The 24,490-nt window shown below is 47.1% G+C and carries 21 protein-coding genes; 5 read left to right on the top strand and 16 right to left on the bottom strand.

The window, feature by feature from the left end; all coding sequences use genetic code 11:
* Nucleotides 1-50: 50 nt before the first annotated feature.
* The 10 genes from TREBR_RS09325 to TREBR_RS09370 form a co-directional block, all read right to left on the bottom strand.
* The gene (locus TREBR_RS09325; protein WP_281054864.1) at nt 51-860 is read right to left on the bottom strand and encodes a polysaccharide biosynthesis protein; all 810 of its coding nucleotides are present in this window, start codon (nt 858-860) and stop codon (nt 51-53) included.
* 168 nt (nt 861-1,028) lie between these two features.
* Complete coding sequence (locus tag TREBR_RS09330) at nt 1,029-1,868, bottom strand: nucleotidyl transferase AbiEii/AbiGii toxin family protein (protein ID WP_013758929.1); 840 nt, start codon at nt 1,866-1,868, stop codon at nt 1,029-1,031.
* Complete coding sequence (gene abiEi, locus TREBR_RS09335) at nt 1,855-2,424, bottom strand: type IV toxin-antitoxin system AbiEi family antitoxin (RefSeq protein WP_245523710.1); 570 nt, start codon at nt 2,422-2,424, stop codon at nt 1,855-1,857. The genes TREBR_RS09330 and abiEi overlap by 14 nt, the downstream gene beginning before the upstream one ends.
* Before the next feature lie 44 nt (nt 2,425-2,468).
* Nucleotides 2,469-3,638: a glycosyltransferase gene (locus tag TREBR_RS09340; RefSeq protein ID WP_013758931.1), complete on the bottom strand. Its 1,170-nt coding sequence runs from the start codon at nt 3,636-3,638 to the stop codon at nt 2,469-2,471.
* An 87-nt stretch (nt 3,639-3,725) separates the two neighbouring features.
* Complete coding sequence (locus TREBR_RS09345; protein WP_169310635.1) at nt 3,726-4,733, bottom strand: glycosyltransferase family 4 protein; 1,008 nt, start codon at nt 4,731-4,733, stop codon at nt 3,726-3,728.
* Between the two features lie 418 nt (nt 4,734-5,151).
* Nucleotides 5,152-6,276 (bottom strand): EpsG family protein, encoded by a 1,125-nt coding sequence (locus TREBR_RS09350; protein ID WP_041610406.1) that lies wholly within the window; start codon nt 6,274-6,276, stop codon nt 5,152-5,154.
* A gap of 52 nt (nt 6,277-6,328) precedes the next feature.
* Nucleotides 6,329-7,417, bottom strand: coding sequence for a glycosyltransferase family 4 protein (locus tag TREBR_RS13760; protein ID WP_013758934.1), 1,089 nt, complete (start codon nt 7,415-7,417; stop codon nt 6,329-6,331).
* 6 nt (nt 7,418-7,423) lie between these two features.
* The gene (locus TREBR_RS09360) at nt 7,424-8,524 is read right to left on the bottom strand and encodes a polysaccharide pyruvyl transferase family protein (protein WP_013758935.1); all 1,101 of its coding nucleotides are present in this window, start codon (nt 8,522-8,524) and stop codon (nt 7,424-7,426) included.
* A 208-nt stretch (nt 8,525-8,732) separates the two neighbouring features.
* The gene (locus tag TREBR_RS09365) at nt 8,733-9,917 is read right to left on the bottom strand and encodes a Coenzyme F420 hydrogenase/dehydrogenase, beta subunit C-terminal domain (RefSeq protein WP_013758936.1); all 1,185 of its coding nucleotides are present in this window, start codon (nt 9,915-9,917) and stop codon (nt 8,733-8,735) included.
* A complete protein-coding gene (locus TREBR_RS09370; protein WP_052296177.1) occupies nt 9,914-11,539 on the bottom strand; it encodes a lipopolysaccharide biosynthesis protein in 1,626 nt (541 codons plus the stop codon). Before TREBR_RS09370 ends, TREBR_RS09365 begins: the two co-directional genes overlap by 4 nt.
* A 399-nt stretch (nt 11,540-11,938) precedes the next feature.
* Here TREBR_RS09370 and TREBR_RS09375 point away from each other — a divergent pair, with 399 nt between their 5' ends.
* Nucleotides 11,939-12,412 (top strand): arginine repressor, encoded by a 474-nt coding sequence (locus TREBR_RS09375; protein ID WP_013758938.1) that lies wholly within the window; start codon nt 11,939-11,941, stop codon nt 12,410-12,412.
* Between the two features lie 65 nt (nt 12,413-12,477).
* Here TREBR_RS09375 and TREBR_RS09380 read toward each other — a convergent pair whose 3' ends face one another.
* Genes TREBR_RS09380 through TREBR_RS09395 form a run of 4 tightly spaced genes read right to left on the bottom strand, consistent with a single transcriptional unit; the run spans nt 12,478 to nt 15,445 of the window.
* Nucleotides 12,478-13,191, bottom strand: a complete 714-nt coding sequence (locus TREBR_RS09380; protein ID WP_013758939.1) for a hypothetical protein — start codon at nt 13,189-13,191, stop codon at nt 12,478-12,480.
* Nucleotides 13,188-13,901 carry a fluoroquinolone export ABC transporter permease subunit gene (locus TREBR_RS09385; RefSeq protein ID WP_013758940.1) on the bottom strand — a complete coding sequence of 238 codons (714 nt, stop codon included), beginning with the start codon at nt 13,899-13,901 and terminating at the stop codon, nt 13,188-13,190. The genes TREBR_RS09380 and TREBR_RS09385 overlap by 4 nt, the downstream gene beginning before the upstream one ends.
* Nucleotides 13,898-14,821 (bottom strand): ABC transporter ATP-binding protein, encoded by a 924-nt coding sequence (locus TREBR_RS09390; RefSeq protein ID WP_013758941.1) that lies wholly within the window; start codon nt 14,819-14,821, stop codon nt 13,898-13,900. The genes TREBR_RS09385 and TREBR_RS09390 overlap by 4 nt, the downstream gene beginning before the upstream one ends.
* Before the next feature lie 9 nt (nt 14,822-14,830).
* A complete protein-coding gene (locus tag TREBR_RS09395) occupies nt 14,831-15,445 on the bottom strand; it encodes a TetR/AcrR family transcriptional regulator (protein ID WP_013758942.1) in 615 nt (204 codons plus the stop codon).
* Nucleotides 15,446-15,722: 277 nt separating this feature from the next.
* Here TREBR_RS09395 and TREBR_RS09400 point away from each other — a divergent pair, with 277 nt between their 5' ends.
* Nucleotides 15,723-17,306: a glucose-6-phosphate isomerase gene (locus TREBR_RS09400; protein ID WP_013758943.1), complete on the top strand. Its 1,584-nt coding sequence runs from the start codon at nt 15,723-15,725 to the stop codon at nt 17,304-17,306.
* Between the two features lie 219 nt (nt 17,307-17,525).
* Nucleotides 17,526-18,425: a DUF368 domain-containing protein gene (locus tag TREBR_RS09410; protein ID WP_013758944.1), complete on the top strand. Its 900-nt coding sequence runs from the start codon at nt 17,526-17,528 to the stop codon at nt 18,423-18,425.
* Between the two features lie 174 nt (nt 18,426-18,599).
* Here the strand turns inward: TREBR_RS09410 and TREBR_RS09415 are convergent, their stop codons facing one another.
* A complete protein-coding gene (locus tag TREBR_RS09415) occupies nt 18,600-19,457 on the bottom strand; it encodes a M28 family peptidase (RefSeq protein WP_013758945.1) in 858 nt (285 codons plus the stop codon).
* 49 nt (nt 19,458-19,506) lie between these two features.
* The gene (locus TREBR_RS09420) at nt 19,507-19,947 is read right to left on the bottom strand and encodes a hypothetical protein (protein ID WP_013758946.1); all 441 of its coding nucleotides are present in this window, start codon (nt 19,945-19,947) and stop codon (nt 19,507-19,509) included.
* 160 nt (nt 19,948-20,107) lie between these two features.
* On the opposite strand from TREBR_RS09420, the gene TREBR_RS09425 reads away from it, so the two are divergent.
* Both TREBR_RS09425 and TREBR_RS09430 read left to right on the top strand, forming a co-directional pair.
* On the top strand, nt 20,108-21,379 hold the full coding sequence (locus tag TREBR_RS09425) for a metallophosphoesterase family protein (protein ID WP_013758947.1): 1,272 nt from the start codon (nt 20,108-20,110) through the stop codon (nt 21,377-21,379).
* Nucleotides 21,376-24,468: an AAA family ATPase gene (locus TREBR_RS09430; RefSeq protein ID WP_013758948.1), complete on the top strand. Its 3,093-nt coding sequence runs from the start codon at nt 21,376-21,378 to the stop codon at nt 24,466-24,468. The genes TREBR_RS09425 and TREBR_RS09430 overlap by 4 nt, the downstream gene beginning before the upstream one ends.
* Nucleotides 24,469-24,490 lie beyond the last annotated feature (22 nt).

Consider the following 24,490-nt stretch of genomic DNA (forward strand, 5'->3'; position numbering starts at 1 on the left):
GTCATTAAACTTTAACAAATCTCAGTCTCTTTTTCTATTTTTAATTTAACTCATCCACAACTTTTGAGTATAACTCTGCCGATAACTTTGACTTCTGTATCAGCATATTTTTTGTCGATTCTGGAATATGTTTGCTTTAATGCTTCAGCAAGTGTTTCAAGCGTCGCAGCAGGTGCTTTCTGGACGAACAGGTCGCCGTTATGTCCGTTTGTAAATGCGTAAATGACTAAATCAACAGCATCGTCAAGTGTCATCATGAAGCGTGTCATGTTCGGGTCTGTAATCGTTACCGGTTTTCCATCTTCCATCTGGTCAACCCAGAGCGGGATTACAGAACCCCGACTTGCCATGACATTCCCGTAACGGGTGCAGCAGATTGTCGTCTTTGCGTTGTCACCAAGTTCGCGGCCTTTTGCGACTGCAACTTTTTCCATGAGCGCTTTGCTCATTCCCATGGCGTTTATCGGATAGGCAGCTTTGTCGGTGGAAAGCACGACAACGTTCTTTACTTCATGCTCGATGGCTGATTCAAGCACATTGTTTGTTCCTTCAATGTTTGTCCGCACAGCTTCCATTGGAAAGAATTCGCAGGACGGAACTTGCTTCAGTGCCGCTGCGGAGAAAACATAATCGACACCTTTCATCGCAATATCAACAGAACTTTTATTCCGAACATCCCCGATGTAAAACTTTACTTTCAGACTTTGTAAAGCATGCCGCATATCGTCCTGCTTCTTTTCGTCTCGGCTGAATATGCGGATTTCCTTGATGTCGGAATCAAGGAAGCGGCGGAGTACTGCGTTGCCGAACGAGCCGGTGCCACCCGTGATGAGCAGGGTTTTATTTGTGAAAACTGACATAAATTTATACCTCGAGAAAATTATTGAAAACTATGTAAATTGAGAAAAATTAAATTTGAAAAGAGAAGATTACTTTAATTTCTATTACGATCTGTTAAAAACGAATCATTGTTTAAATGTACGAGACTTTATTCTTTGCCGTCAGTCTTTGCGCAGTTCCATTCAAGGCTAACGTATTGCAAGTTCTTCCAGCAAACCCAGCAAGTACTGCCACCATATTTCCGATGTGAACTGTGTACTGAACGCTGACGGTAAAAGGAAACGGCGCATTTCAAACAAAAAGTCCTTCTGACCTTGTTGAATTGAAGCAATGCGCTCTTTGTACTGATTTTTAAACTCCGCTTCGGGTATTTGCCTGTCCGAAAGTTTTTCTAAAAGAAGTTCGTTTTTGACATCGATGTTTTTCTGTGTAATCCAGTGGATATCCCATAAATCCCGGTTCTTTACACGGTTGGGACGCCGGGCAAATGCAATAAGCTTATCACACAGAATTTCCTGCAAGCTTTCTGCGTAAAGCAGTATGCCGTCCGTTCCCATGTCTACGCCATACATATTTTTCAGCATAGAAGGCTTCCGGTCATGGCTTGGAAGACGGCAGATGTCGATGTTTATTTTTTGTGCAGGAAAATCAGGCTTTTCCGGCCGTGTAATCACCTTTATTTTCCATGTGTCCGTATTCCCGAAATCCTTGACAGGTTCCGTCACGGTAACCGAAAGCGAATACTTTCTTTGAATCGCCCGGCAGATTGAATCGCCCAAGCTTTGCATATCGTCTTTTGAAAAATCGAATCCGCCGGTAAAATCCAAATCTTCACTTAGCCGGGGCGAACCATAGCAGTCCCTAAGGCAAGTACCGCCCATAAATGTCAAATTCTTAAGGATTCCGGTTGCGCTCATCGTCCTTAAAATGTCCTGATGTAAAAGTTCCTTTTCTATTACATTACGCAGGGCAGGGTATTCGGCTTTTTCTGAAACGACATTTTCGACCAGCGTATCAAATGCTGTCAAAGACGGCTCCTTTTACCGGTGTTACCTGCCTAGCAAGGTTCGTATCAGCTAAATCCAGCGGCCGCCGCGCGTTCTTCATGTCCCGAAGCGCAAGCTCGGGACTTGCCCAAAACATTCCGGTAGTCCGGTCAAGGTGCAGTTCCGGCATTGTTTTTTCCGGCTGTTTTTCAGTATGAATGAACTCGACGGAACCGAAACGTCCGCAGCCGATTACGCCCCGCCTTCCTGTCGTCATTATGGTAATCCAGCCCATGGGCATTTGAGAGATGATTCCGCATTCCGAAAGGACGGTTTCAAGGCTGACATAATTCCAACAGCCTGCACGGACTTTAGACGCGACTTTAAAAAGAATTAACGACGAATCGTATTCCGCTTTCGGGTAAAGATAAACGCCTTTGCAGACTCGTTCTAAAACGCCGTTTTTAGAAGCCCGGGAAAGCAGCATCCTAAGATTCTGTACGGTAATTCCCGGAAAAAGCGGATAAAAATCATCCTCGGAAAAAAGGCAATGCGTTTTGTCCGCACAATGTTCTAAAACCTCAGTCAATTGGTTCATGGGCTGCATATTGTACAAAACATAACAGAATATGTTATATTTTGTCAAGGCATTTCCCGACATAGCTTTGCATGGCGTTCAATACAGCAATGTACTTCTGTACCTGTCATTTCTTCCGCGATACCCATAAAATCACTCCAAGTATTTATAGCATTGCCCTGCAATGGGGTATGAATTTGCTTTGTCCCTACGACCAGCTGTCTTATGTCCTCCGCCCATTCAGCAGGGTCATCGGCATCCGCAAATACTGCATCTCTATAATCTGCAAGAACTTCCCGTGCATATGGCAAACTAGCGGCAATTACAGGCAGCCCGAACATCGCGCCTTCTACAAGCGGCAGTCCGAACGTCTCTATTTTAGAAGGGAATAGTAGTGCATCGCAACTTTTATAGTATGAAAGCAGATCTTCATAAGAGATACTTCCGATGCACGAAACAGCCGAACCAAGCCCCATCGAAAAAACAGTTTGAGCAACAAAACTTTCGGATGATACCGTAAAAATAACTTGTAGTTTTTCAACTGCTTCGGGTGCTTCATTTTTTAATATCTTCAGGGCATCCAAGATGACTGCGTGATTTTTATATCTTAGCGGTGTTGCCGGAAAAAGGAAGACTTTGCTGCTATTACTAATCGTCTTGTAAGGAACGACCGCTGTGTCAATACACGGCAGATTAGGTCGGACAACGTGTACTCGTTCCGGCGGGATATTGGCAAATTTCCTGCAGAATAAATCCTTTACTGACGGCAGCTGAACCGCGTACTGTGCGTTCCTGTTCCAGCGGTTTACAAAGAAACGGTAGAAATGCGCATACATAAACAACTTACGCTCGTCAGAGCGATGCCACTTCCATTGGTATTTAACCAATGGAAGTGGCTGGTGGTAATACACCAGCAACTTCACATCGCGGTACGCGCCGGTTAAATGAGGGCATGTGTTTTGGAAAGAAACCACAATATCCGGTATTATGCTTTCTTGCTCGCACCATTTTTGAAAGCCGCTTCTGTCCCACAAAAGACGTGTACTCCAGTTTTGGATGGGAAGCTCATGCACCGTGACGTTTGCCGAATTATGGAAAATACCTTCTGTTGTCGTGAGTAAATGCAGGTGGTATTTTGTTTCTTCGCTTTTGTACACATAGGACAGGAAGTCTTTTAGGATTGTTAGTGCACCGGAGGAGCGGGCGGCGGTGGCGTTGATTAGAAGAGTTTTCATAAAATAACTGTGATTGCCTTTAAGCATTTATAATGCAGTTAGTAATGTGTGCAACAACTATTAGTTAAGTAGATGAACTCGCACACCTTAAATTCTTTTGTGAGATTCATAAAATGACTTTACTTCGGATACACTTTTATCCCATGAGAATCGTTTTACATTTTCCAGTCCCTTTTTCTGTATTTCTGAATAATATTCGCTATCATATAATTTCCGTACATTTTCTACAGATTTATTAAAATTATCAGAATCAATATAAACAACCGTATCTCCTGCAATCTCAGGAATACTCGATTTAGCCTGAGAAACAACAGGACAACCACACGCTTGAGCTTCTATTACCGGTATTCCAAAGCCTTCATATTCGCTTGGATAACAAAGGAAAAAAGCTGAATTGTATAACTCACAAAGCTCTTCATCTGAAATATAATGTTTTTTCTCATACCGCCCTGTGAGTTTTGTATTCAGTAAAACCTCTTCACTCTGCGTTAAATTTCCACCGCCAATAATTATAAAATTACAATCATTCAGTTCGCTCACAATCCCTACGGTAAAATCAAATCTTTTATAGTCTGTTCTTGCACCAACAAATAAAATATTCTTTGTCTTTTTTATACTAGATTTGTAAAAATAAGTATCCGTTGCATATCCGTTGTGTATAACTTTTATTTTCCCTTTAAACTTAGGGTAATATTTCAACAAATCTTTTTTTGTATTCTCAGAAATGCAAATAACACCATTACTATGCATTACTGCATATTTTTTTTGCATTTTATGCAAATTTGCTTTCAAATCTTTACGGTAATATTCATATGTAAAATCATGAACAGTCGTTATATTTATTGCCTTTTTATTCTTACATAATCGATATAAACTTGAATGGAAAATAAACATTTCTTTTCTGTTTTTTAATTTTAGATTTAAATATCGTTTTATTGCTAAAAGAGATGAAGAACAAATATGTAAATTCGGTAGATCCGATTCATTAAAAAAAAAGTTATTTCTTGCTGAATCATAAGCATAGTGCACAACATTCTCTTTAATTCGCTTTATAAGCTCTGTCCAATAAACAGAACCTCCGCCAGATTTTTGCAAGGAATAGATTATGTCGTCATAAATGATAGGAATATTGTTATACATATAAATAAATTTCTATCCTCAGAAACAGTTTTTTATCGTTCAATTTTTTTCATCTCACCATTTTGTAGATACAGCATATTATCAGGAACATCCCTGTAAACAACAGAGTTTGCTCCACCCTCCCTCTGAGTCAATAACATAGATGTCACCTGAATTTTTTTCTAACTGACTTTCTTTGTTTGAATTCAGGATTTCGTGTTATTTAACAATGAATGTTTTTGTATTTCCTTTCCCCAGAGGTGCAACAGCAGGAGATTTGCTTCTTCTAAAATTCAGGGTCAGTTCAAAAATAATATTCATTAAAAAAATTACAAACTGACGGCTTGCAGATTCTATTTAAATCTGATTTTATTATTTCAAATTCGTAATTATTTCAATAAAAATACGGTATCGAATAATTCAACAATCCATAGCTTTTCAATGCATTACAGAAAAATGAATTCAAAAACAGCAGCACATACAGTACAGAAAAAGCAGACGCACCCAGATACAGAATTTCGCTTCCACTTTTTTTATATATACTGACAATTTCTATAAGAGCGAAAGCGGTACTGCAATAAGTGAAGAAAATAAGCCGATAAAAAATCGAAAGAACACGCTGAAGCGGAAGTATATACAAAACCGACAGGACAATTATAAAAAGTAGTTTGTTCCTTTCATCCTCAAATTTTTGTCTTTGAATCAGCATAAGAATAACTATCAAAAATGTGGAAAAATATGTACTAACCGCAATAGCATTGTCATTCGTGCTTATATATGTAACATATCTTGATGATAAAAATGGAACAAAAAAAGGTATCAACAAGGCAAATGCGAACTCCACAAGAAATGTCACAGCAAAGAAATATAAAATACTTTTGATGGATTTCTGTCGAAACAATTTATATAACACCAACGGAAAAACTAGGAAGACAGCAGAAAAATGAAAACCGATTGCCACAAGCATAGTCACAAAACTTTTTCCGAATTTCTTCTGTCTCAAAAAAATATAAAAATAATAAGACCACGAAACGGCAATCCCCATTCTCAAAACACAAAACGAAACAATGACTGTCGTAAAGCATAAAGAATATATTGCCAATATCGAAAAAAATGCAAAAGGAATTTTAAAGCAATTCAAAATATTTTTCAGCGCGATAAAATGAAAGGTGTAGACAAACACCAGAAATAAAGAAAATGATTTTAAAATCCTTCTGAAAATCCAGACGCACAGCAGATACAGAGGTTCCTGCATATTGCTTATAAAAAAATCAGAAAAGGAATATCTATCTGCATCATTAAACGAAAAATAATAACGAGGCAAATCATTCGTTCCCCAACGTCCTGCATTAGAGGTGTCTATATACTGAAACGATGAAGCGAACAAAAGTGTTCCTAGCAGGAAAATTAGAAATGGGAAATAGGAAGTACCTCTTGAAAACAAGATTTTTTTTCCGTTGTCCAAAACAAGATATTGTTTATGAGGAAATAAAAACTCTTTTTTATTATCAAGAAGCATAAAAGTTGTAAAAAACAATCCGTAGACGGAAGACACAATATAAATCAAAATTCTATAGCTCCTCTATCATCAGTGTTATAAACAGGTTATTCCACCTTTTATAAATACTTTCAGAACTGAATTTTGCTGAATTCAGTCTCGCAAGTTTTCCAAACTCAGCTCGTGCAGCATTGTCCTTGCAAAGACTAATTAATCTATTTATAAAAACCTCTTCATTTCCAAATTCAACTAAGTAACCATCGACACCATCTTCTATAACATCTGCAGGACCTTCTGGACAATCAAAACTTATAATCGGCAAACCGCACGCCTTTGACTCAAGTAAAATCATCGGCAGACCTTCCCAGCGGGAAGTCATAACGTAAATGCTTGAATTCAAAAGTTCTTTCTGAATGTCTTTTGTCGGCGCATTGATTTTTATAAAATCATTCACTTCAAGTGAAGAAATTAAACTGTCAAGTTCTTCTTTTTCTTCGCCTTCTCCAAAAATATCTATATGCCACTCAGGTATATGTTCTTTTAATCGTTGCGACATTTGAATTAAAATATCAAAACCTTTTTGTTCAGTAAGCCTTCCTACGGCAATAACTCTTTTTAAATTATAATCTGCACTTTTTTCTGTGAAAAATGAAAGTGAATTTGGAATAACAAATCTTTTTTTGTCTGCAATGAATGTATAATGAGAAGCATCGGCATTTGTAAGAAGAACTACGGCGTCAAGTTTTGGGTAAATTAGTTTTCTAATTTTTGTACTTATCCAAGGACATGCGTCATAATTCATATGTTCACATGCAATCTTTTTTACTATCTTCCCTGTAAAATACATTAAACAATTCAATGCATGTGTCGTTCCAAGAATATAATCCAACTTTTTTTCTTTCACAATTTTTTTAGTTAATTGTATAAATTTTATATATGACTTTGCTCTTTTTAACTTAGAGGTTTTATTAAGCGACAAATGAATAACTGAAACGCTATCTGCCAAATTATAATAAGGTTCGTCTATTGTTTTAGAGTAAAGACTTATAATCGTTGCATTATATTCTTTAGATTCCGCAAGCATATTCGCCAGATTTGTAACAGCTCTTTCAGTGCCTGCTCCAGTGCTTATATTTCCGATGACAATCGCTATTTTTTTCATACTCCATCATCTCACATTACTTTCTATGTATGCTAAGCTTCTTTGTTTTTCAGCTTCACGAATTGTATCTATAACTTTATGATCTATTTCTAATTCAATTTTTTCTTTCAACTCATCAGCATCAAAAACAGCGTGTTCTTCTAAATTGAAGCTTTTTAATAAACTTGTCATTTTTTCCTTGTTTGACTTTCTAATTAATGTGCAAAACTTTCTGTGAGAAATAATAGAAAAAATCGTTCCGTGGAAAGTATCTGAAACAACATATTCTGCTAATCTAAAAATTTTTAATAACTGGAAAGGACTTTCAGGAATAATACATTTATCAGCCCAATTATATCTGCAAAAAATAGTATAAATTTTCAATTCCTTTTTTTTTGCAAATTCTTTTATATTACCTACTTCTTTTTTTTCAGTTATTCTTCCAGCATATGAATAAACAATTAAAAACTTTTCTCTTATTTTTACATCAGGTGATAAATTAATCTCGTTCTCAAAATCACTTATTAAAACAGGGTCTAAATGTGATTCTACAGTTTTTCCTAATATTTTTTGAATTATAAATTTTGAATTTTCATCTCGAACAGAAATTGAACTTAATTTCGATAAATTTCCTTTAACCTCATTTAGAATTCCATTTTTTATAATATCATCATATGTCGTAGCACCAAAAGAAGCTGCATACGAAAACACATTATCGGCATTTTTTACATTGCCTAAAAGCTGTGTACTGAATCCCCATTTTGCATTTTGACAACAATGAAAAACTTCATCACTTCCTATAATTACACTCGAAAAATGCTTAGAATTATTCTCTTCATTTAATTCTAAAATATGAAAAAAATCTTTTGAAAACTGATGTTCAATTTTTTTCATATAAAATCGTGAGTTCAGTTTTTCAAAAAACAACCCATCTTTTACACTTTTTAAAATACTTAAAACTTTTTGATTTTTTGAAAGTTTATTTACTTCAAGTTCTCTGCCATCAATAATATCAACAAAATCAACTTCGCAAGCGCACAAAGATCTTACAAGTTTCCGTAATCCATAAGCCTGTAAAAAAGAACCGTAATTAATAACTTTTTGCATTGATAGGATACCTATTTTCATATCTATACCTTATTTTTGCATGAAAAAGCGTTATCCATGCATTTACTTTAATTTTTTTGGAATTAATCTCATTCTTGGTATATAAGCCGAAGTTATTTAAGAATTTTTGAATCGCATAATTTTGCAGAATGCTTCCGTAATTATTTAGAGTATCCAAATATGTAATAATTCCAGCTGATTTTTTCCGAAGGAAAAATTTTTCTTCATTTCACTTCTCTCCTAAAACGGTTTTAATGATTTTTTTCAGTTTCTTTGGCATATATTTTAAAGCTGTCTGTCTTAAATAAAATTCTAAAGATGAAGCGTACTTTATGCCGTTCGCAGTAAACTTTCCGCCCGCAAGAGAATCCTTATAAACAGTTTTTCTTTTTTCCGGCATCGGTGTCGGATGGTTCAGATTTGTATTCTGTTTTTTCAGTTCTTCAAGAGATATTTCCTTTATTGAAAAAGAATCTGCACATTTCTCTAAAAGTTTTTTCCCTTTCCCAGAATTCACAATAATCCCAGACACTCCTTTCGAAGTGTCAATTTCCGGATAAAACTTCTCCACTCCCCAGAAATCACATATAGATAAATCGCCTATTCTTTCCGCATTTGCAAACGGACACTCATAACACGAAAGTCGATATGTTTCTCCCCGAAGAAAACTTGCATAATAAGGATCACACGAAGCTTCCATAGTCTTAGTCTTAGTCTTAGTCTTAAATTTTCCGCCGCAGCTCCAGCCGCCTGCATCTTTATCCCGAAAACTGTAGTAAATGATTTTTCCGCCGATTTTCGTTCCGAGCCACTCAAGATATTTTGAAAAAAGCAACTGGCTTGGAACCCCGTGGCAGACTAAATCAACCGTAACAAGATTGTCATACTGCCTACCGAGAAACTTCAGAAGTCCGGTTATCTGACACGGACGACCTGAATACAGGACTTTTTTTCCGGAATCTAAAATTTCTTTTGTTTCGATAAATGTATTTTTTGTATCAGACGAAACATATTTTGAGCCTTGTAATTTCGAAAGTTCTTTCAATGAATCAATTTTCACATGTATTGCATTAAGGTCGTCATCGTAAGCACACCCAAAAACTACTCCGACATCTTTAAGAGTGTTTATCGCAAAAGATGCAAAAGCTCCACCGGAAGCAGAATTTTTGCAAACATCATCAGCTAGATAAACTGCAGAATAACATTCCTGAACAAAATCTTTCTCTATATTAACAGGCGATAGTGATGGACATTTTTTTACACATAATCCGCAGTCAATGCATTTTTCTTCATCAACTTTCGGAAATAAAAAACCTTCTGAATCAGCTTCCATCCTAATTGCATTTTTAGGACAGGCTTGAAAACACGAACCGCATCCAAAGCATTTATTCTTTTCTACTGTTGAAACATTCACCTTTTTCTTCCCAATTTAGTTTTAAGAAAACGTAAAACCACTTTTCTCTCTTCTTTTTTTAGGCCGATGAAAAATGAAAAAACTCCGCAAAACACAACGCTTAATAAGCAGGAAATGAAAAAGTAGCTAGGTCCATCAAGACCAGAAACACAGACTCTTACGATAAAAAAACTCAATAATGCAATGCAGACGCATCTAAATATCACATCACGCAGAAAAGAAAACGCTTTAAAACTCATATTTTTTTTGAGATACAAAATTCTAAAGATTGTTACAATAACTGCAAGAAAAATTCTTATGATTAAAATTGAATACGTACTTGCCCCAAATCTGAATGCAATGATTGAAGCCGGAAGGTTTGCAAAAATCAGAATACTTACAATTATCTGATAAGTTTTTATCTTTCCCCGTGCCTGAACAGCAACCCATAGAGAACCGTTCAACGCATCTATCAATGAATAAATTAAAATCAGCTGAACAAACCCCATTGAATATACTGGAACATTTTTTAACCATACTGTCAGAATCCCCTCAAGATTCAAAGATAACGGCAGCACAATCATCCACAAAAGCAAAAATGAAATTTTCGATGTACGAAATACAAAACTGTTAAATTTTTCTCTTTCCCCAGCAGCATAACTTTTTACAATTTGCGGATTGAACGCCGTCTGAAAATTGACTACAAAGCTGTATACTGCGCTGTTTACCTGATTCGCTATTCCCATTGCAGCATTCACCGTAACATTCGTAAACATATTCAGAACTATATTCGTCCCTTGCGAATTACTTACATTTGCAACAGCTCCCAGCAGGCTCCACCCTGAAAATGAAACAAGTTCGCCGGCAACACCTTTTTCTTTCGGTACAGCAAAGTGTGCAATTTCAAAATGTTTGTTACAGTATATTTTGTATACGATAAGAATTATGAATGACACTCCGCACAGTAGCAGTGAATAAGAAATCAATTTATCAGAATGCGACACGGTAAGCAAAAACACAATACCGAGCTTTAGAAAAGCCTCAAGTATGCTGATCTTAGCAAAAAAAGACATTTTCTCATACGCAATGATCACCGCATGATATGGTACCCGAAAGATATTTACCACTGTCGTCAGCACGGTAAACTGATATACCCATACAGCCGCATCACGGCGCACGGCGGGAATATTCAGTTTACTGCTTACGAACCATAATCCTGCCGTTTCAGCAAGAATGATAAACACGACTGATATACCCGTATGGATCAGCAGACTGATACTGTATACCTTTTTTGCCGCTTCCGCGTTTTTTCTGCCTAATTCAAAATTGAGAAACCGCTGAGTACCGGTTGCCATCGCATTATTTACAAATGAAAACAGGACGACAACACCCGCCACTACATTATAGATCCCGTAGTCTTCTGCCCCCAGCGTATGCAGAATCACTCGAACCGTATACAGGCTTACCAGCATGATCAGTATCTGGCGGAAATACAACATCAGCGTATTGCGGGCTATGCGTTTGGAACTGGTTGTATACGCAGACAGGACAACGCTATCGGTTACGGTATCCGAGTGAAAACAGGATTTTTCAGCAACATTGCTCTCTGCAGAAGTTTTTACGAGGCATTCTTTATTTTTCATGTTCGGGAGTTTTAATCTGGTATACGGGCTATAGCTCCGCCGCAGCAATGCATAATAAATACGCATAGACGACGAGACGCTAAACCAAATCCGCCTCGCCGAAACAGAGTACGGACTTGTATTAATCCCCGCTGATAAAGAGATTAACCAGTATTAAACTAGATTATCTTATATGATAATCTCCACGTTGTCAACTTTATATCCGCAAATAGCAAGCAGCAGTACGATTAACTAGTATTTTATACGAAATTTTCGGTATACGGTGCATACCGGCACCGACGGCAGCCGGGCGCCGGGACTTTCCGCCGGTCGAAAACGCAGAGAATCGGACGGCCGCGCCTTGACAAAATCTGAATCTTTATACATATTTAATACATAAATATTCCACAGAGGCGATCAGTGAAAGAGCGGTTATCGCGGCTTAAAATTATACGCAAATTAATAAAATCATACAGAATAGAGTCCCAAGAAGCGCTTTTAGGATATCTTCAAAAAGAAGGGTTTGAAGTTACGCAGGCAACCCTTTCACGCGATCTCAAATTGCTGAAAGTCGGAAAACTTTCGGACGGGCACAACGGATATGTGTATACCCTGCCCGGAGAAGACGAACGGCAGGAATCCGAGCAGACGCTCGTTCAGGATTTTCTGCGCGGATACATTTCGATCGATTTTTCGGGAAATCTCGTCGTCATCAAAACGTATTCCGGACACGCGGACGTCGTTTCCGCCGCGCTCGACGCGATGGCCATGGATGAAATTCTCGGTACCGTTGCAGGCAAGGACAATTGCATTTTTGTCTGCCTGCGCGAAGGTATCACCGGTGACCAATTTTTGGATGCATTGAAACTGCGCATACCGGAACTTGAGGAATAATCAGAGGATGATCCCTCTGACATTCCCGCTCGATTGTCCTTAGCCGGCTTTCCGCCGCCAGCCAATCAGCGCCATCTCCGCATAAACGAACGATACAACACGCTCATCCATACCGCACTCACCGCCAGACACGCGAGTGCATCCGACGCGTGTCCGCTTTGCATGAACCGGGAAATCCACAGCGGCGGTAAAAATGCAAAATAAAGAGAAGCGCGCCCGTTCAATACGTAGGGAACGAGTGCTCCCAGCATCATAATGCCCGACAATTTTGCCAGCGCCATCCCTTCTACCCGATTTCGGGCGAACGCTACCGTCAGCAGTGCCGAAATACAAGCAGAGCACGCGGTCAGCAGCGCGAGCGTTACGCGCGTACCGAGCGATGCCGGCGTTAAATGAAACAGGCTGAAAATCAGCACCGTACCGGCGGCGCCTATCAACGTCGGTATGAACAGCCGGGACACGAGATACCCGTCGCGCCCCAGCGGTGAAACGAAAAACGCCGAAGTCACATGATCGTCGAGTTCACCGAGCATAATCATTGCCGATGCGAAACAACACATATACGGTGTCAAAATGCATAAAAATACATCGAACAACTGATAAAACGGCGCGATACGGGGCGTAAAAGCGAACCGTTCCGCCAGAAACGGAACCAAAAACCGGAACACGCTCCCCGCCAAAAAAGGCGCGGCAAAGACAACGGCAAGCATGGCGTCCCCGGCGATTTGCTTTACGAACATACGGAACGACACCCGTACGGCGTATATTTTGGCGTTCAAAGTCTTACTCCCCCCAATTCCGAAAACATCCGCCGAACGAAGTGACGCGCGGCAAAAAACGACAGCACGTTCCAAACGAGGAGCACGGCGACCCGCAGGCCGACGCCGCCGATACCGAGCGTTTCCCCGTACGCGTTGCAATTCCGAAGCAGATCGATTACGGCGGCGGACGGATGATACTGAAGGACTTGAACGGCGATGCCGAACTGATACAGTATTCCGGGAACGGTTCCGGCAATTTCAACGGGAACCGTTCCCAGCACGAACGCGTTTAAACTGCCGCAGCGGGACGCGACACACAGTGCGGCAAACGTAAACAAAGATGAAGAAAGCAACAAGCCCGCTGCGAAAGTCACGGCGTTCCGTACCGCGCCGGAAGCGAGTCCGATCGCAAAACCGACCGCAAGCGACACGACGGCAAAAGAGCAGACCTTCGCCGCAACGTACGCCGTTTTGCTCACCGGAGCGACGTTAATCGAATCGAGTACACGCTGACTTTTCTCGAACAAAATCACCGCTCCCATAAAGAAAAGACCGAGCGTTGCCGGATCACTGAAAATACAGACGACGGCCGCCTCGTATCGCCACGACTCGGGTAAAGCGGCGACGATAGCCGTATATAGAAGGGTAAAAAACGCGTACAATACGTAAAATCCGTAGCGAATCTGAAAACGGACGTCGCCGATGAAAAGAGTGCGGAATCCCGTCATACGAGCGCCGTTCCCGTTACTTCGACAAAAACGTCGTTCAACGTCGGTTCGCCGCTGTGGATAGACGCGATACGGTTTTCCGCAATAAGCTGCACAAGTCGCACATCCTGTGAAACAGAGCCGAGCGGACAGACGGCCGAGTATTCCGTCCGCGTACCGTCCGCAGCAGATTCCAGCCAGGAATACGTTATCGTACTTCCGCCGCGCCTCATGATCAGATTGTGCGGCGTGTCGAGCGCCTTGATTCGTCCGTTTACGATAAAAGCGACCCGATCGCACAATTCGGCTGCATCGTACATATTGTGCGTCGTCAAAATGATCGTTTTTCCGCACCGCTTCAGTTCCAGAATCTGCGATTTCATTGCGGCAGCGTTCGCCGGATCAAGACCGCTCGTCGGTTCGTCTAAAAACAGTACGTCCGGATCGTGTACGAGCGCTTTTATGAAATTGAGCCGGCTTTTCATACCTTTGGAAAACGCACCGACCGTTTTGTCCGCATCGGCGGTCAGCCCGACTCCTTCAAGCAGCAGCGCTATCCGTCCGTTCATCGCGGCAGCACACCGTTTTCGGCCGCCGGTTGCATACAGGGATGCAAAAAATTGCAGATTTTCCCGCGCCGTCAGCTTTTCGTATAGAGAGGGAAACTCGAAGTCGACGCCGATGCGATGATACAATTCACCGCCTTTCACCGGATCAAGATTCGCCACCCGTACGGACCCGGTGTACCCGGTGAGGATACCGGTCATGATTTTCTGTAAAGTACTTTTTCCCGCGCCGGACGGTCCCAAAAAGCCGAATATTTCACCGGTACCGACCCGGAACGACACGTCCTGAATGAACGGAGAACCGCCGAACACGCGAGACTTCCGTTCATAACTGAAATCGACGTGCTTTACTGAAATCATCTCGGAATCTTCCATAATATGTGCTTACAGCTCCTTTATCAAACCGTTCAGCAAAAGACCGACGGCGTCGAAATAAACGGCTTCACCGATTTCCCGTTTGTGAAGCAACGTCAAAAACAGCAGCCGAAATGCGGCGCTGACGACCTCGGCGGTATGTTTTTTGCCCATACCGTCCGGCAAAACCGCTGTAAGCCGTTCAAACATAGCCGCGTCGGCAGCATGATGCGCGGCTACCGCTTCATCCGGCAGTTTTCTCATCAGATATTCAAGTTCGCCGTTTCTGATAAGTTCTGGCATGAACGATCCGTCTGCAAACCGGAATAAATCGGTAAAAATATCGGCAAGCACGGACGGCGCCACGGAATATAAAGTGCGGCGGGCGTCAAGGTAAGCGACTTCTTTCAGTCGCGCCGCGAGCAGCCGTTCCGCCGTTTCATGAAAAGCGTTTATAACGTCGAAAAAAAGCAGTTCCTTCGACGGATAAAACAGATAAAACGTTCCCTTCGCAATGCCGGCGCGGCGGGTTAATTCGTCGACCGAAGTCTTTCGTATTCCGGTCGTCTTCAAACATGATTCGGCGGCATCCGTCAAGCGTCGTTTTATTTCCGCGCGTTCTTTTTCCGAAAGCGGTGCGGGCATTTTCTGCTCACCTCCTGAGAAACGCAGCCGGTAACGGAAGCGTTTTTATCATATACCGTATGACTATAAAAGCTATAATAGTCATACGGTATATGATAACCGGATCGTACCGAAAAGTCAAGGCACCGGCAAATCGTACGGGTGCGCCGCGCGCCGGCTATCCTAAATGAACCGATTTATGATATACTGTAGCCGTTTACCGGCGCGATTCCCGAACGCATCCGGCGTGGACGGAACCGCCGCAATCCACTTTTTATATACGTATCGAGGCACGAGTATGATCAATTGGGAAAATCTTGACAAACTGGAATCTTTCAAAAAACTCCAGTCTTTACGGAATCTGGTATCAGTGCAGCAGGAACTTGCGGGAACAGGCGGCGCCGAGCGCGTCGCAAAATACGCCGTTCCGATGTCCGCGGGTCTGACGTACAATTATGCGGCGAAACAGATAAACACGCAGCTGCTGACGGTTTTACAGGCACTTTCGGACGAAGCCCAGCTTGTGCAGAAATTTGAAGCCCTGTACAACGGCGACGTTATCAACACCGGAGAAAAACGCAAAGTGCTGCACCATCTGGTGCGCGGCCAACTCGGCAAAGACGTCGAATACGACGGCAAGAACGCGCGCGCGTTCTACAAAGCGCAGCAGGACGCCATAGCCGCCTTTGCCGGCAACGTGCACGACGGAAAAATTACCAACGCGAAAGGCGAAAAATTCACTACCGTAATTCAAATCGGCATCGGCGGTTCGGATTTAGGACCGCGGGCGATGTATCTTGCCCTGGAACAGTGGGCGCGCGCGCACGGTACGCTTAAAATGAACGCGAAATTCATCTCGAACGTAGATCCCGACGACGGTGCGGGTGTTATCGCGTCGGCGGATCTTGCGCATTCGCTGTTCATTCTGGTTTCAAAAAGCGGCACTACGCAGGAAACGCTTGCAAACGAACTGTTCGTAAAGGATTTCCTTTCAAAAGCGGGACTCGATCCGGCGAAGCACATGATCGCCGTAACGTCCGAAACGAGTCCGCTTGCGAATAATCCGGCGTATTTGGCTTCCTTCTATATAGACGACTTTATCGGCGGACGTTTTTCTTCCACGTCGGCAGTAGGCGGCGCCGTGCTTTCTTTGGCGTTCGGATCCGCGGCGTTCGCTGATTTTCTCACGGGCGCGCACGAAGCCGACGTCAGCGCGAAAAATGCCGATATCACGAAAAACGCCGCGCTGCTCGACGCGCTGATCGGTTTGTACGAGCGCAACGTGCAAGGATATCCGGCGACGGCGATTCTGCCGTACAGTCAGGCGCTCAGCCGTTTTCCGGCACACCTGCAGCAGGCGGATATGGAATCGAACGGCAAACAAGTCAACCGCCGGGGCGAACCGGTTGCGTACGCGACGGGTCCGGTCATCTTCGGAGAACCGGGCACGAACGGACAGCATTCGTTCTATCAACTGCTGCATCAGGGAACAGACATCGTACCGCTGCAGTTCGTCGGATTTCTTGACAACCAGAGCGGCAAAGACGTCACCGTGGACGGTTCGACCAGTCAGAAAAAACTGTGTGCGAATCTTGCCGCGCAAATCGTTGCGTTTGCGTGCGGAAAGCAGGATACGGATCCCAACAAGAATTTTCCCGGAGGCCGTCCGTCGAGCCTGATCTACGGCAAAACGCTGACGCCCGAATCGCTTGGTGCGCTCCTTGCACACTATGAAAATAAAATCATGTTCCAGGGTTTTCTGTGGAACCTGAACAGTTTTGATCAGGAGGGCGTCCAGCTCGGCAAAAAACTGACCAAACAGGTGCTTTCAGGCGGTACGGACGGCGCGCTCAAAGCGTTCGCGAACATTTTCGGAATTTAACGGTTCCGTTACGCTGTCCGGATACCGCCCAGCCCGGATGCGGAGGGCGGCCGCCGGAGGCGGCCGGAGGTAAAAAGCCGGTTCGGAACGAATGCCGCTCCGGCAAAAACCGGCTTTTTACCCCGGAGGCGCACGGACGCCGAACCCCGGAGCAAGCCGGTTTGCGCGTTCAGTCCGCTCCATCTTGCACTCGCAGTGCCGATACGATATAGTTTCGGCATGGAAATAATCAAACTTATCGGTATAGGTATCATTCTCGGTGTTGCGAACGTCATTCCCGGTGTGTCCGGCGGGACGCTTGCCGTTGTGTTCAACGTGTACGACAGGCTGCTCGGCGTGATTACGCTGAACGTTAAAAAGATCCTGTCGGAATGGAAGTTCGTTCTGCCGCTCGGGGGCGGCATGGCGGCAGGGATCATTCTTTTCAGCAAGCTGATTGCGTTTCTGTTCGCACGTTATCCGGTGCAGACGAATTGGTTTTTCATCGGTATCATCGCAGGAAGCATTCCGATGATATACAAGCGGCTGCTCGGGGCGGCAAAAACGAGTGAACCGGGTGCCGTACGGCCGGCGGCGGACGCTGACCGGCTGCGCGCGACGCGGCGATCTCCGGAAAAAAACGGTGTGCGGCTTCCGGCCGTTTCCGCGATCGTCTGCTGTGCGGCGGCGCTCGCGCTCATGATCGTGCTCACGTGTACGGACGCGGCGGAAGCGGGCGGCGTTATCCGGACCGATTTTTCATTCACACTCGCGCTGCGGCTCTTTTTTGCGCTTGCACTCGCCGCGGTAGCAATGATCATTCCCGGTATTTCGGGTTCGTTTTTGATGCTGGTGCTGGGCGTGTACGGAACTATCATCGCGGCTGTTGCCGACATGAACATTCCGCTGCTGATTCCCGCCGCTTTGGGGGCGATTGCAGGACTGCTCGGCGGCGCGGGATTGGTACGGTTTCTGCTTGCCAAAGTGCCCGCGCAAACGTACGGCGCCATTTTCGGGCTTATTTTGGGGTCGGTTTTCGTCATATTTCCCGGATGCGGAACGCCCGTCGTGTTCGCCGTTTCGCTCGTGTGTGCGGCGGCGGGTTTTTGCGTGTCGTTTTTCGCTTCGCGCGAAAAATAGCGGCGTGAGCGAACGCGTTAAGCGCGCATGGGACGCAAAAGCGCGCATAAAAGGCTAAGCGCGCGAGAAACCAAAACGCGCACAGGGGACGAAAACGCGCGCGGCCCGGCTACCGGAACCGGCCGAACATAAGGCAAAAGCGCGCATAAAAGGCTAAGCGCACGGCCCGGGCGGTTACACCGGAACGAGCACGGACGCAAGTTCGTCCAGCAGGGCGCGCATGAGGACGAACGCATCCTCGGTGAGGCTCAGCCGATTGTCGTATTCGGTATGGAGCAAGCGCCACGTCGGCGGAAGCTTTTCAGCGGCGGCGGTATGCCGCATGACGGCCGACTCAAGGGTTTTGTCGCGCTGCAGTTCCCGCATATACCGCGTCGCTTCTTCCGCCGGAAGCACGGTGAGCGCGACGGCCGGAATTCCGCATGCAAGAAAGCCCGCGTTGTCACTGTACGGAACCGGGAGCGACACCCAATTGCGGGCGGAGACCGTCCGCAGCAGTTTTTCCGTCCGCTGTGTTAAGGAAGCGAATCGGGAGCGGAATGAGCCGCCGCCACTTGCAGTTCCGGCTTTTGACAGCACGGGTACGCCGCCGCGGCCGCAGCAGTCGAACACGTACACGTCGTCGTTTACTATGCCGAGGCTGCGGAACTTTGCCGCAATGCCGAACGAGCCTTGGGAAGCGACGCCGTCGCCGCTTCCCAATTCTTCTCCGTCGGTAAAAAAGATGCGCACGTTGTGGATTCCGTTCCGCTTCGTAAGGCGCACCGCCCAATCGGCTATTTGGAACACGGCGGCGCTGTTATCGTTGGCTCCGGGGCTGTTTTGCGCGCGATCGTAATGCACGAGCACCGTTTTTATCCTGAAAAGCGGATTGTACGCACTCTGCGGAAACTGCACGAACAGATGGCGGGAACCGTCGATCGGCACCACCGCGCACGTAACGCCCGCCGCCGCGAGTCGGTTTGTAATGAATCGTTCGCGGTCGCAGTCGGCGGCAAGGAAGGAATCGAAATCGTCCGGTAAAAAACTCATGCGATCAGTATAGCCGAACGCGCGGCGCACGGCAACCGTGCACTGTTATTCACGATACGGCGTTTTTATAACTGACGCGTATATGGCAGAACGCAAAAAGCACGGAAAAAAAGATCAGCGGCGGCGAGCATTCAATGATACCGCTGAAAATGAAAACGCACGACGGCAGTACGGACAGCACGACGGCGCGCGGTACGCCCGTTTTATGCCGCAGCACTATCCAGAAAAAACAATACAGCAGAACCAGCGCGCCGTTTACCGCCAGATATGCCGTTTCACCGTGCCCGAACGGCACCGTTTTTTGCAGATTCGGCAATCGTACTATCATAAAAACGAAACAGCCGTATCTGCCGATCTGTTCAAGCAAAAGTACGATCTTATTCGAATACACATTAACGAACGCATTTCCGTTTTTTATCGAATAGACGATATTCGGAATCATCATGCAGACCATTACCGCGATTCCGGAAAGATTGATATAATTCAGCAAAGAGTCCTCCTTCAAAACTGCCGATACGAGAGGCACACCGGAAGTATAACCGAACGCGTGCAGAGAAACAACCGCTCGAATTTTGTTAGCGGCGGCTGCCGCCGGTTTCCGCAATATCCCGTATCTTGCCGGTTTCTTCTTTCTATTATATAGTAACACCATGAAATTCCTGCAAACGGGCGATTTACATTTGGGAAAAATATTTTACGAACGATCATTGCTAGAAGACCAAACCGCCGTGCTCGACACGATAAGCGCGGAACTCACCGCGGCACATGACACGGACGAACCGTACGACGCGCTGCTCGTCGCCGGCGACGTATACGACCGCGCGGTTCCTCCGCCCGAAGCGGTCGCACTGTTCGACGCGTTTCTGACGGAAATACGCGCAAACTGCCCCGAACTGCACGTCGTCATTATCCCCGGAAATCACGACTCCGCCCGAAGGCTTTCGTTCGCGGCAGGCCTGCTCGACGCCCAGAATATTCACCTGATCACCACGCCGCAGCGGATAACGGTTCCGGTTGTGCTTGAAAAAAAAACGCACGGCGAAACGGAGTGCGCGGCGATATACGGTCTGCCGTTTCTGACGCCGGGCTTTACCGGAACGGAAGCGCATCGGCAGCAGGATATGGCGCAGGAAGCGGTATCACGCATCGCCGCCGCTCACGAAGCGGCGTACGCCGGAATTCCGGCCGTTTTATGCGCGCATTTGTTCGCCCGTAACGGCGTAACGAGCGACTCGGAGCGGCTCTTCGTCGGAACGGCGGAGCAAGTCGCCGCGGATATATTCAAACCGTTCGCCTATACGGCGCTCGGACACTTGCATTCGTGCCAGCAGATGAGCGAAACGGTGTGGTACGCCGGGTCGCCGCTCGCGTATTCGTTCGGCGAAGCGGGTGCGCAAAAATACCTGCTCCGCGTTACGCTCGATTTCGGCACGCAGACGGTAAAAGAAACGGATAAACAGCAAAATGCCCCGATGCGGCCGGAAGCCCCCGCCGGCAGCGCACGGCCGGCCGTTACGGTAGAAAAAATCCCGATCACACCGCCCCGCCCCGTCGTAAAACTTTCGGGCCCGTTTGAACAGTTCTACCGCGACGACGAACGCCGGTTCGCCGGCTACACGGACGCCTATCTTGAGATCAGCTGTACCGACCGGGCGCTCGTTGAAAATCCGATGGCGCAGCTCAAACCGAAATATCCGTATCTGCTTTCCGTATTACAGGAAACGGCCGTTCTGGACGCGGGAACCTCCGCCATCGCACAGCGTAAAGCGCTGCTTGAATCGAACGCACCGCACGACGCGCTGTCCGAAGAAATTTTCACTGCGTTCATGAACGATATCTGCGCGGAACTGCCCGAAAACTTTGACGAAGAAAAAAAGGCGTTCCGTGAAACGGCGCGGGAACTTGCCGGAGGCAATGAATGAAACCGCTCAAACTGACCGTAAAAAACATCGGCCCGTTCAGGGATCAGACGATAGACTTCACCGCGCTGGGAGACATGTTTCTCATCTGCGGCAAAACGGGCGCCGGAAAAACGACGATATTCGACGCGATCACGTACGCGCTGTACGGAAAACTGCCCGGCGCGCGCTCGACCGTAAACGTCAGACGGCTGCGCTCCGATTTTGCAGCCCCCGACGAAGAAGCTTTCGTTACGCTCGAATACGTCCTGAACGGCGAGCGCTTTTCCGTTACCCGCATTCTGCCGTGCCCCTACGTGAACCGCAACGGCAAAATTTCCGAAAAACCGGAAGAAGTGATGCTGTGCCGAATGCGGGACGGGCTTGAAGAACCCGTTTCGGGAACGATCAGCGAACTCAACGCCGCTATCACCGGCAGTATCGGACTCTCGCACGACGAATTCGCGCGCATCGTACTGCTGCCGCAAGGCGAATTCGCGGATTTTTTGCGGCAAAGTTCGGCGGAGCGGCGCGACACGCTTGCCAAACTGTTTCCGACGCAGATATACGCCGACTGCATCGAGCGGGCAAAAGAAAAATCAAACGCACTCGGGGCCGAACTGGACTCCATCGTCAAACAGCAGCAGCAATTCGGAGCCGATTACGAGCCGTCCGCGGATAAAACGCTGCTCGAACAGCTGAACGGAGCGCTCGAACGGTGCCAGTGCGAACGGAGCGAAACGCAGCAGCGCATAATCGCGCTTGAAAACGATCGGATCCGGGCGGAAGAGCAGCTGCGCGTTTTTGCCGAAGCCGAGAGACTCCGGCAAAAGCTCGCGTTGCTTGAAACAGAACGGCCCGCAATCGAGCAGGAACGGGAAACGCTGGAACTCGCGGCAGAAGCGGAACCGATCGCCGCGGCTGCGGACGAGGCGGACAGGGCGGAACGCGCGGCGGAAACCGTCCGAACGCAGCTTGCACAGACCCGGCTCCAACAGAACGCGGCGGAAGACGCGCTGCGCCAGCTTACGGATCAGGAAAACGACGTCGAGTGTGCACGGGAAAAATATTCTCAGGCGGAATTTCTGCGGCTCCGGCTTGAAGAAGCGGTTCGGGCCGAGCGGGAATTGACGGACGCCGTACGGAAACAACTGGCAGCCCAAAAATCGGCAGACGACTTTGCGGAACGGATACGATCTCTTGAAACCCGCCGCACCGAAATAGAAGAACAGCTTGAATCGCCCGATTTTGCCGGTACGGATGAAGATCGCTCGCAGCAGCTTGCCGAAAAACGGCAGCAGCTGAAAGAGACGTATCGCAACGCGGAAGAAACCGCAAAACGGGCGGCGCAAAAACGGGAAACGGAAGATACGATCGGGCGGATTCACACGGACTACGCGTTCCGGCAGCAGAAAGCCCGCGCCGCCGCCGAACGCAGCGCCGAAGCAAAACGCGGCGTGGAAGCGTATCTCGAGCGGCAGACGCACGCTGAGCACGCACAGTACGCGCGAATACTCGCCGGCGCGCTTGCAGACGGCTGCCCGTGTCCCGTTTGCGGCGCGCGCGAACATCCGGCGATCGCCGGTACCGCACGAACCGGAACGGAAGCGGACGACGCGCCGGATACCGCGGAGCTTGACCGGCTCAAAGCGGAAGCCGCCGAAGCGGAAAAAGCGAGCGCGGAAGAAACGGCACACGCGGCGCGTCTTGAAGGAACGCTCGCACAGCTGCAGACGACGCTCGACGCTATGGAAAACGTTCCCGATCCGGCAGCGGCAGCGGAACGGCTCGAAAGCGCCGCAGCCGCAGTCCGGCAAATCGAATCGGAATACGCCGGCGCGCTCGACGCGTTCCGGCGAAAACGTGAACTGCAAGGAGCGCTCCGGCGCGTGCAGGACGAACTGGAGCCGCTCAGAACGGAATTTACGCGGCAATCCGTAGCGCTCGCCCAAACGCGCACCGAAAGCGACGCGCTGCGCACGCTCGCCGCCGCCGTCATGCAGCAGGCGCAGAAAGCCGGTTACACGGCCGACACGGCGGCAAAAACGGCGGAGTCCGTACGGGCGGCGCTCGACCGATTGCAAACGTACCTCGATACGTTTACCGAAGCCAAACGTGAAGCGGAAAAACAGCTGGCCCAAGCGGCCGGAAGTATCGAACAACTGACCGCTCAGACGAAAATCCGTGAAACCGAAGCACGCCAAGCCGCCGAACGATTCGGCGACCTGCTCGCCCGCACCGACTTCCCCGGAGCGGACGCAGTACGCGCAGCGATCCTTCCTGCCGCGGAAAAAGCGGAACGGGCAGCGCGCGTCGAACGCTGGAAAACGGAATACGCGGAAACGGCCGCGCTTCTGCGTGAAACGGAAGCCGCGGCCGTCGGCGTAACCCGGCAGCCGGAACGGGAGCTTGCGCAGTTGGAAGACGCGCTGGCTTCAGCACGCGAAACGCTCGCAGCGGCAGAAAAAACGTATCAGGATACCCTTATCGCGCTCGAACAGGTTAAAGCCCGGATCGGCGGCTGGAACGCGCTTGAAGCGCGGCGGCTTGAAACGGCGCGCACCGCCGGTCTGTACCGGCAGCTGTTCAACGATATTTCGGGAAAAAATCCGCGTAAGATTGCGCTCGACTCCTGGGTGCTGGGCATTTATCTTGAAGAAATCACCGCGTACGCCAGCAGCCGTCTGCATCGGATTTCGGACGGGCGGTACACGCTCCTGCTCAATCAGGATACCGGCGGGTCGGGCGCAAAAGGGCTCGATCTTGAAATTCTCGACGCGTATACCGGCAAAAAAAGACCGTGCGGCACGCTCTCCGGCGGGGAAACGTTCATGGCGTCCATCAGTTTGGCGCTCGCGCTGACCGACGTCGTTCGGAACCGCGCCGGCGGCATCACGCTCGACGCGCTGTTCATAGACGAAGGATTCGGTTCGCTCGACGAAGCGTCGCTTGAAAAAGCGCTTGCCATTCTCGACGAAATTCGGGGAACGCGCTGCGTCGGGCTGATCTCTCACGTTCCCGGCATGAGATCACGCATTCCGACCCGGCTCGAAGTCATCAAAACGGCGGTAGGTTCGGAAATACGGACTGTCTTTACGCAAGCCGACGAATGAACGAAGCGCGCGCGTTCTGAAA

Origin of the sequence: Treponema brennaborense DSM 12168, assembly GCF_000212415.1 — a bacterium.
Lineage (GTDB): Bacteria > Spirochaetota > Spirochaetia > Treponematales > Treponemataceae > Treponema_F > Treponema_F brennaborense.

Coding starts and splice junctions, on each gene's coding strand:
- TREBR_RS09390 (WP_013758941.1), bottom strand. CDS start 14,821: ATGGAAGATTCCGAGATGATTTCAGTAAAGCACGTCGATTTCAGTTAT.
- TREBR_RS09340 (WP_013758931.1), bottom strand. CDS start 3,638: ATGAAAACTCTTCTAATCAACGCCACCGCCGCCCGCTCCTCCGGTGCA.
- TREBR_RS09360 (WP_013758935.1), bottom strand. CDS start 8,524: ATGAAAATAGGTATCCTATCAATGCAAAAAGTTATTAATTACGGTTCT.
- TREBR_RS09370 (WP_052296177.1), bottom strand. CDS start 11,539: ATGAAAAATAAAGAATGCCTCGTAAAAACTTCTGCAGAGAGCAATGTT.
- TREBR_RS09350 (WP_041610406.1), bottom strand. CDS start 6,276: ATGCTTCTTGATAATAAAAAAGAGTTTTTATTTCCTCATAAACAATAT.
- TREBR_RS09385 (WP_013758940.1), bottom strand. CDS start 13,901: ATGACGGGATTCCGCACTCTTTTCATCGGCGACGTCCGTTTTCAGATT.
- TREBR_RS09415 (WP_013758945.1), bottom strand. CDS start 19,457: ATGAGTTTTTTACCGGACGATTTCGATTCCTTCCTTGCCGCCGACTGC.
- TREBR_RS09325 (WP_281054864.1), bottom strand. CDS start 860: ATGTCAGTTTTCACAAATAAAACCCTGCTCATCACGGGTGGCACCGGC.
- TREBR_RS13760 (WP_013758934.1), bottom strand. CDS start 7,417: ATGAAAAAAATAGCGATTGTCATCGGAAATATAAGCACTGGAGCAGGC.
- TREBR_RS09400 (WP_013758943.1), top strand. CDS start 15,723: ATGATCAATTGGGAAAATCTTGACAAACTGGAATCTTTCAAAAAACTC.
- abiEi (WP_245523710.1), bottom strand. CDS start 2,424: ATGAACCAATTGACTGAGGTTTTAGAACATTGTGCGGACAAAACGCAT.
- TREBR_RS09430 (WP_013758948.1), top strand. CDS start 21,376: ATGAAACCGCTCAAACTGACCGTAAAAAACATCGGCCCGTTCAGGGAT.
- TREBR_RS09395 (WP_013758942.1), bottom strand. CDS start 15,445: ATGCCCGCACCGCTTTCGGAAAAAGAACGCGCGGAAATAAAACGACGC.
- TREBR_RS09410 (WP_013758944.1), top strand. CDS start 17,526: ATGGAAATAATCAAACTTATCGGTATAGGTATCATTCTCGGTGTTGCG.
- TREBR_RS09425 (WP_013758947.1), top strand. CDS start 20,108: ATGAAATTCCTGCAAACGGGCGATTTACATTTGGGAAAAATATTTTAC.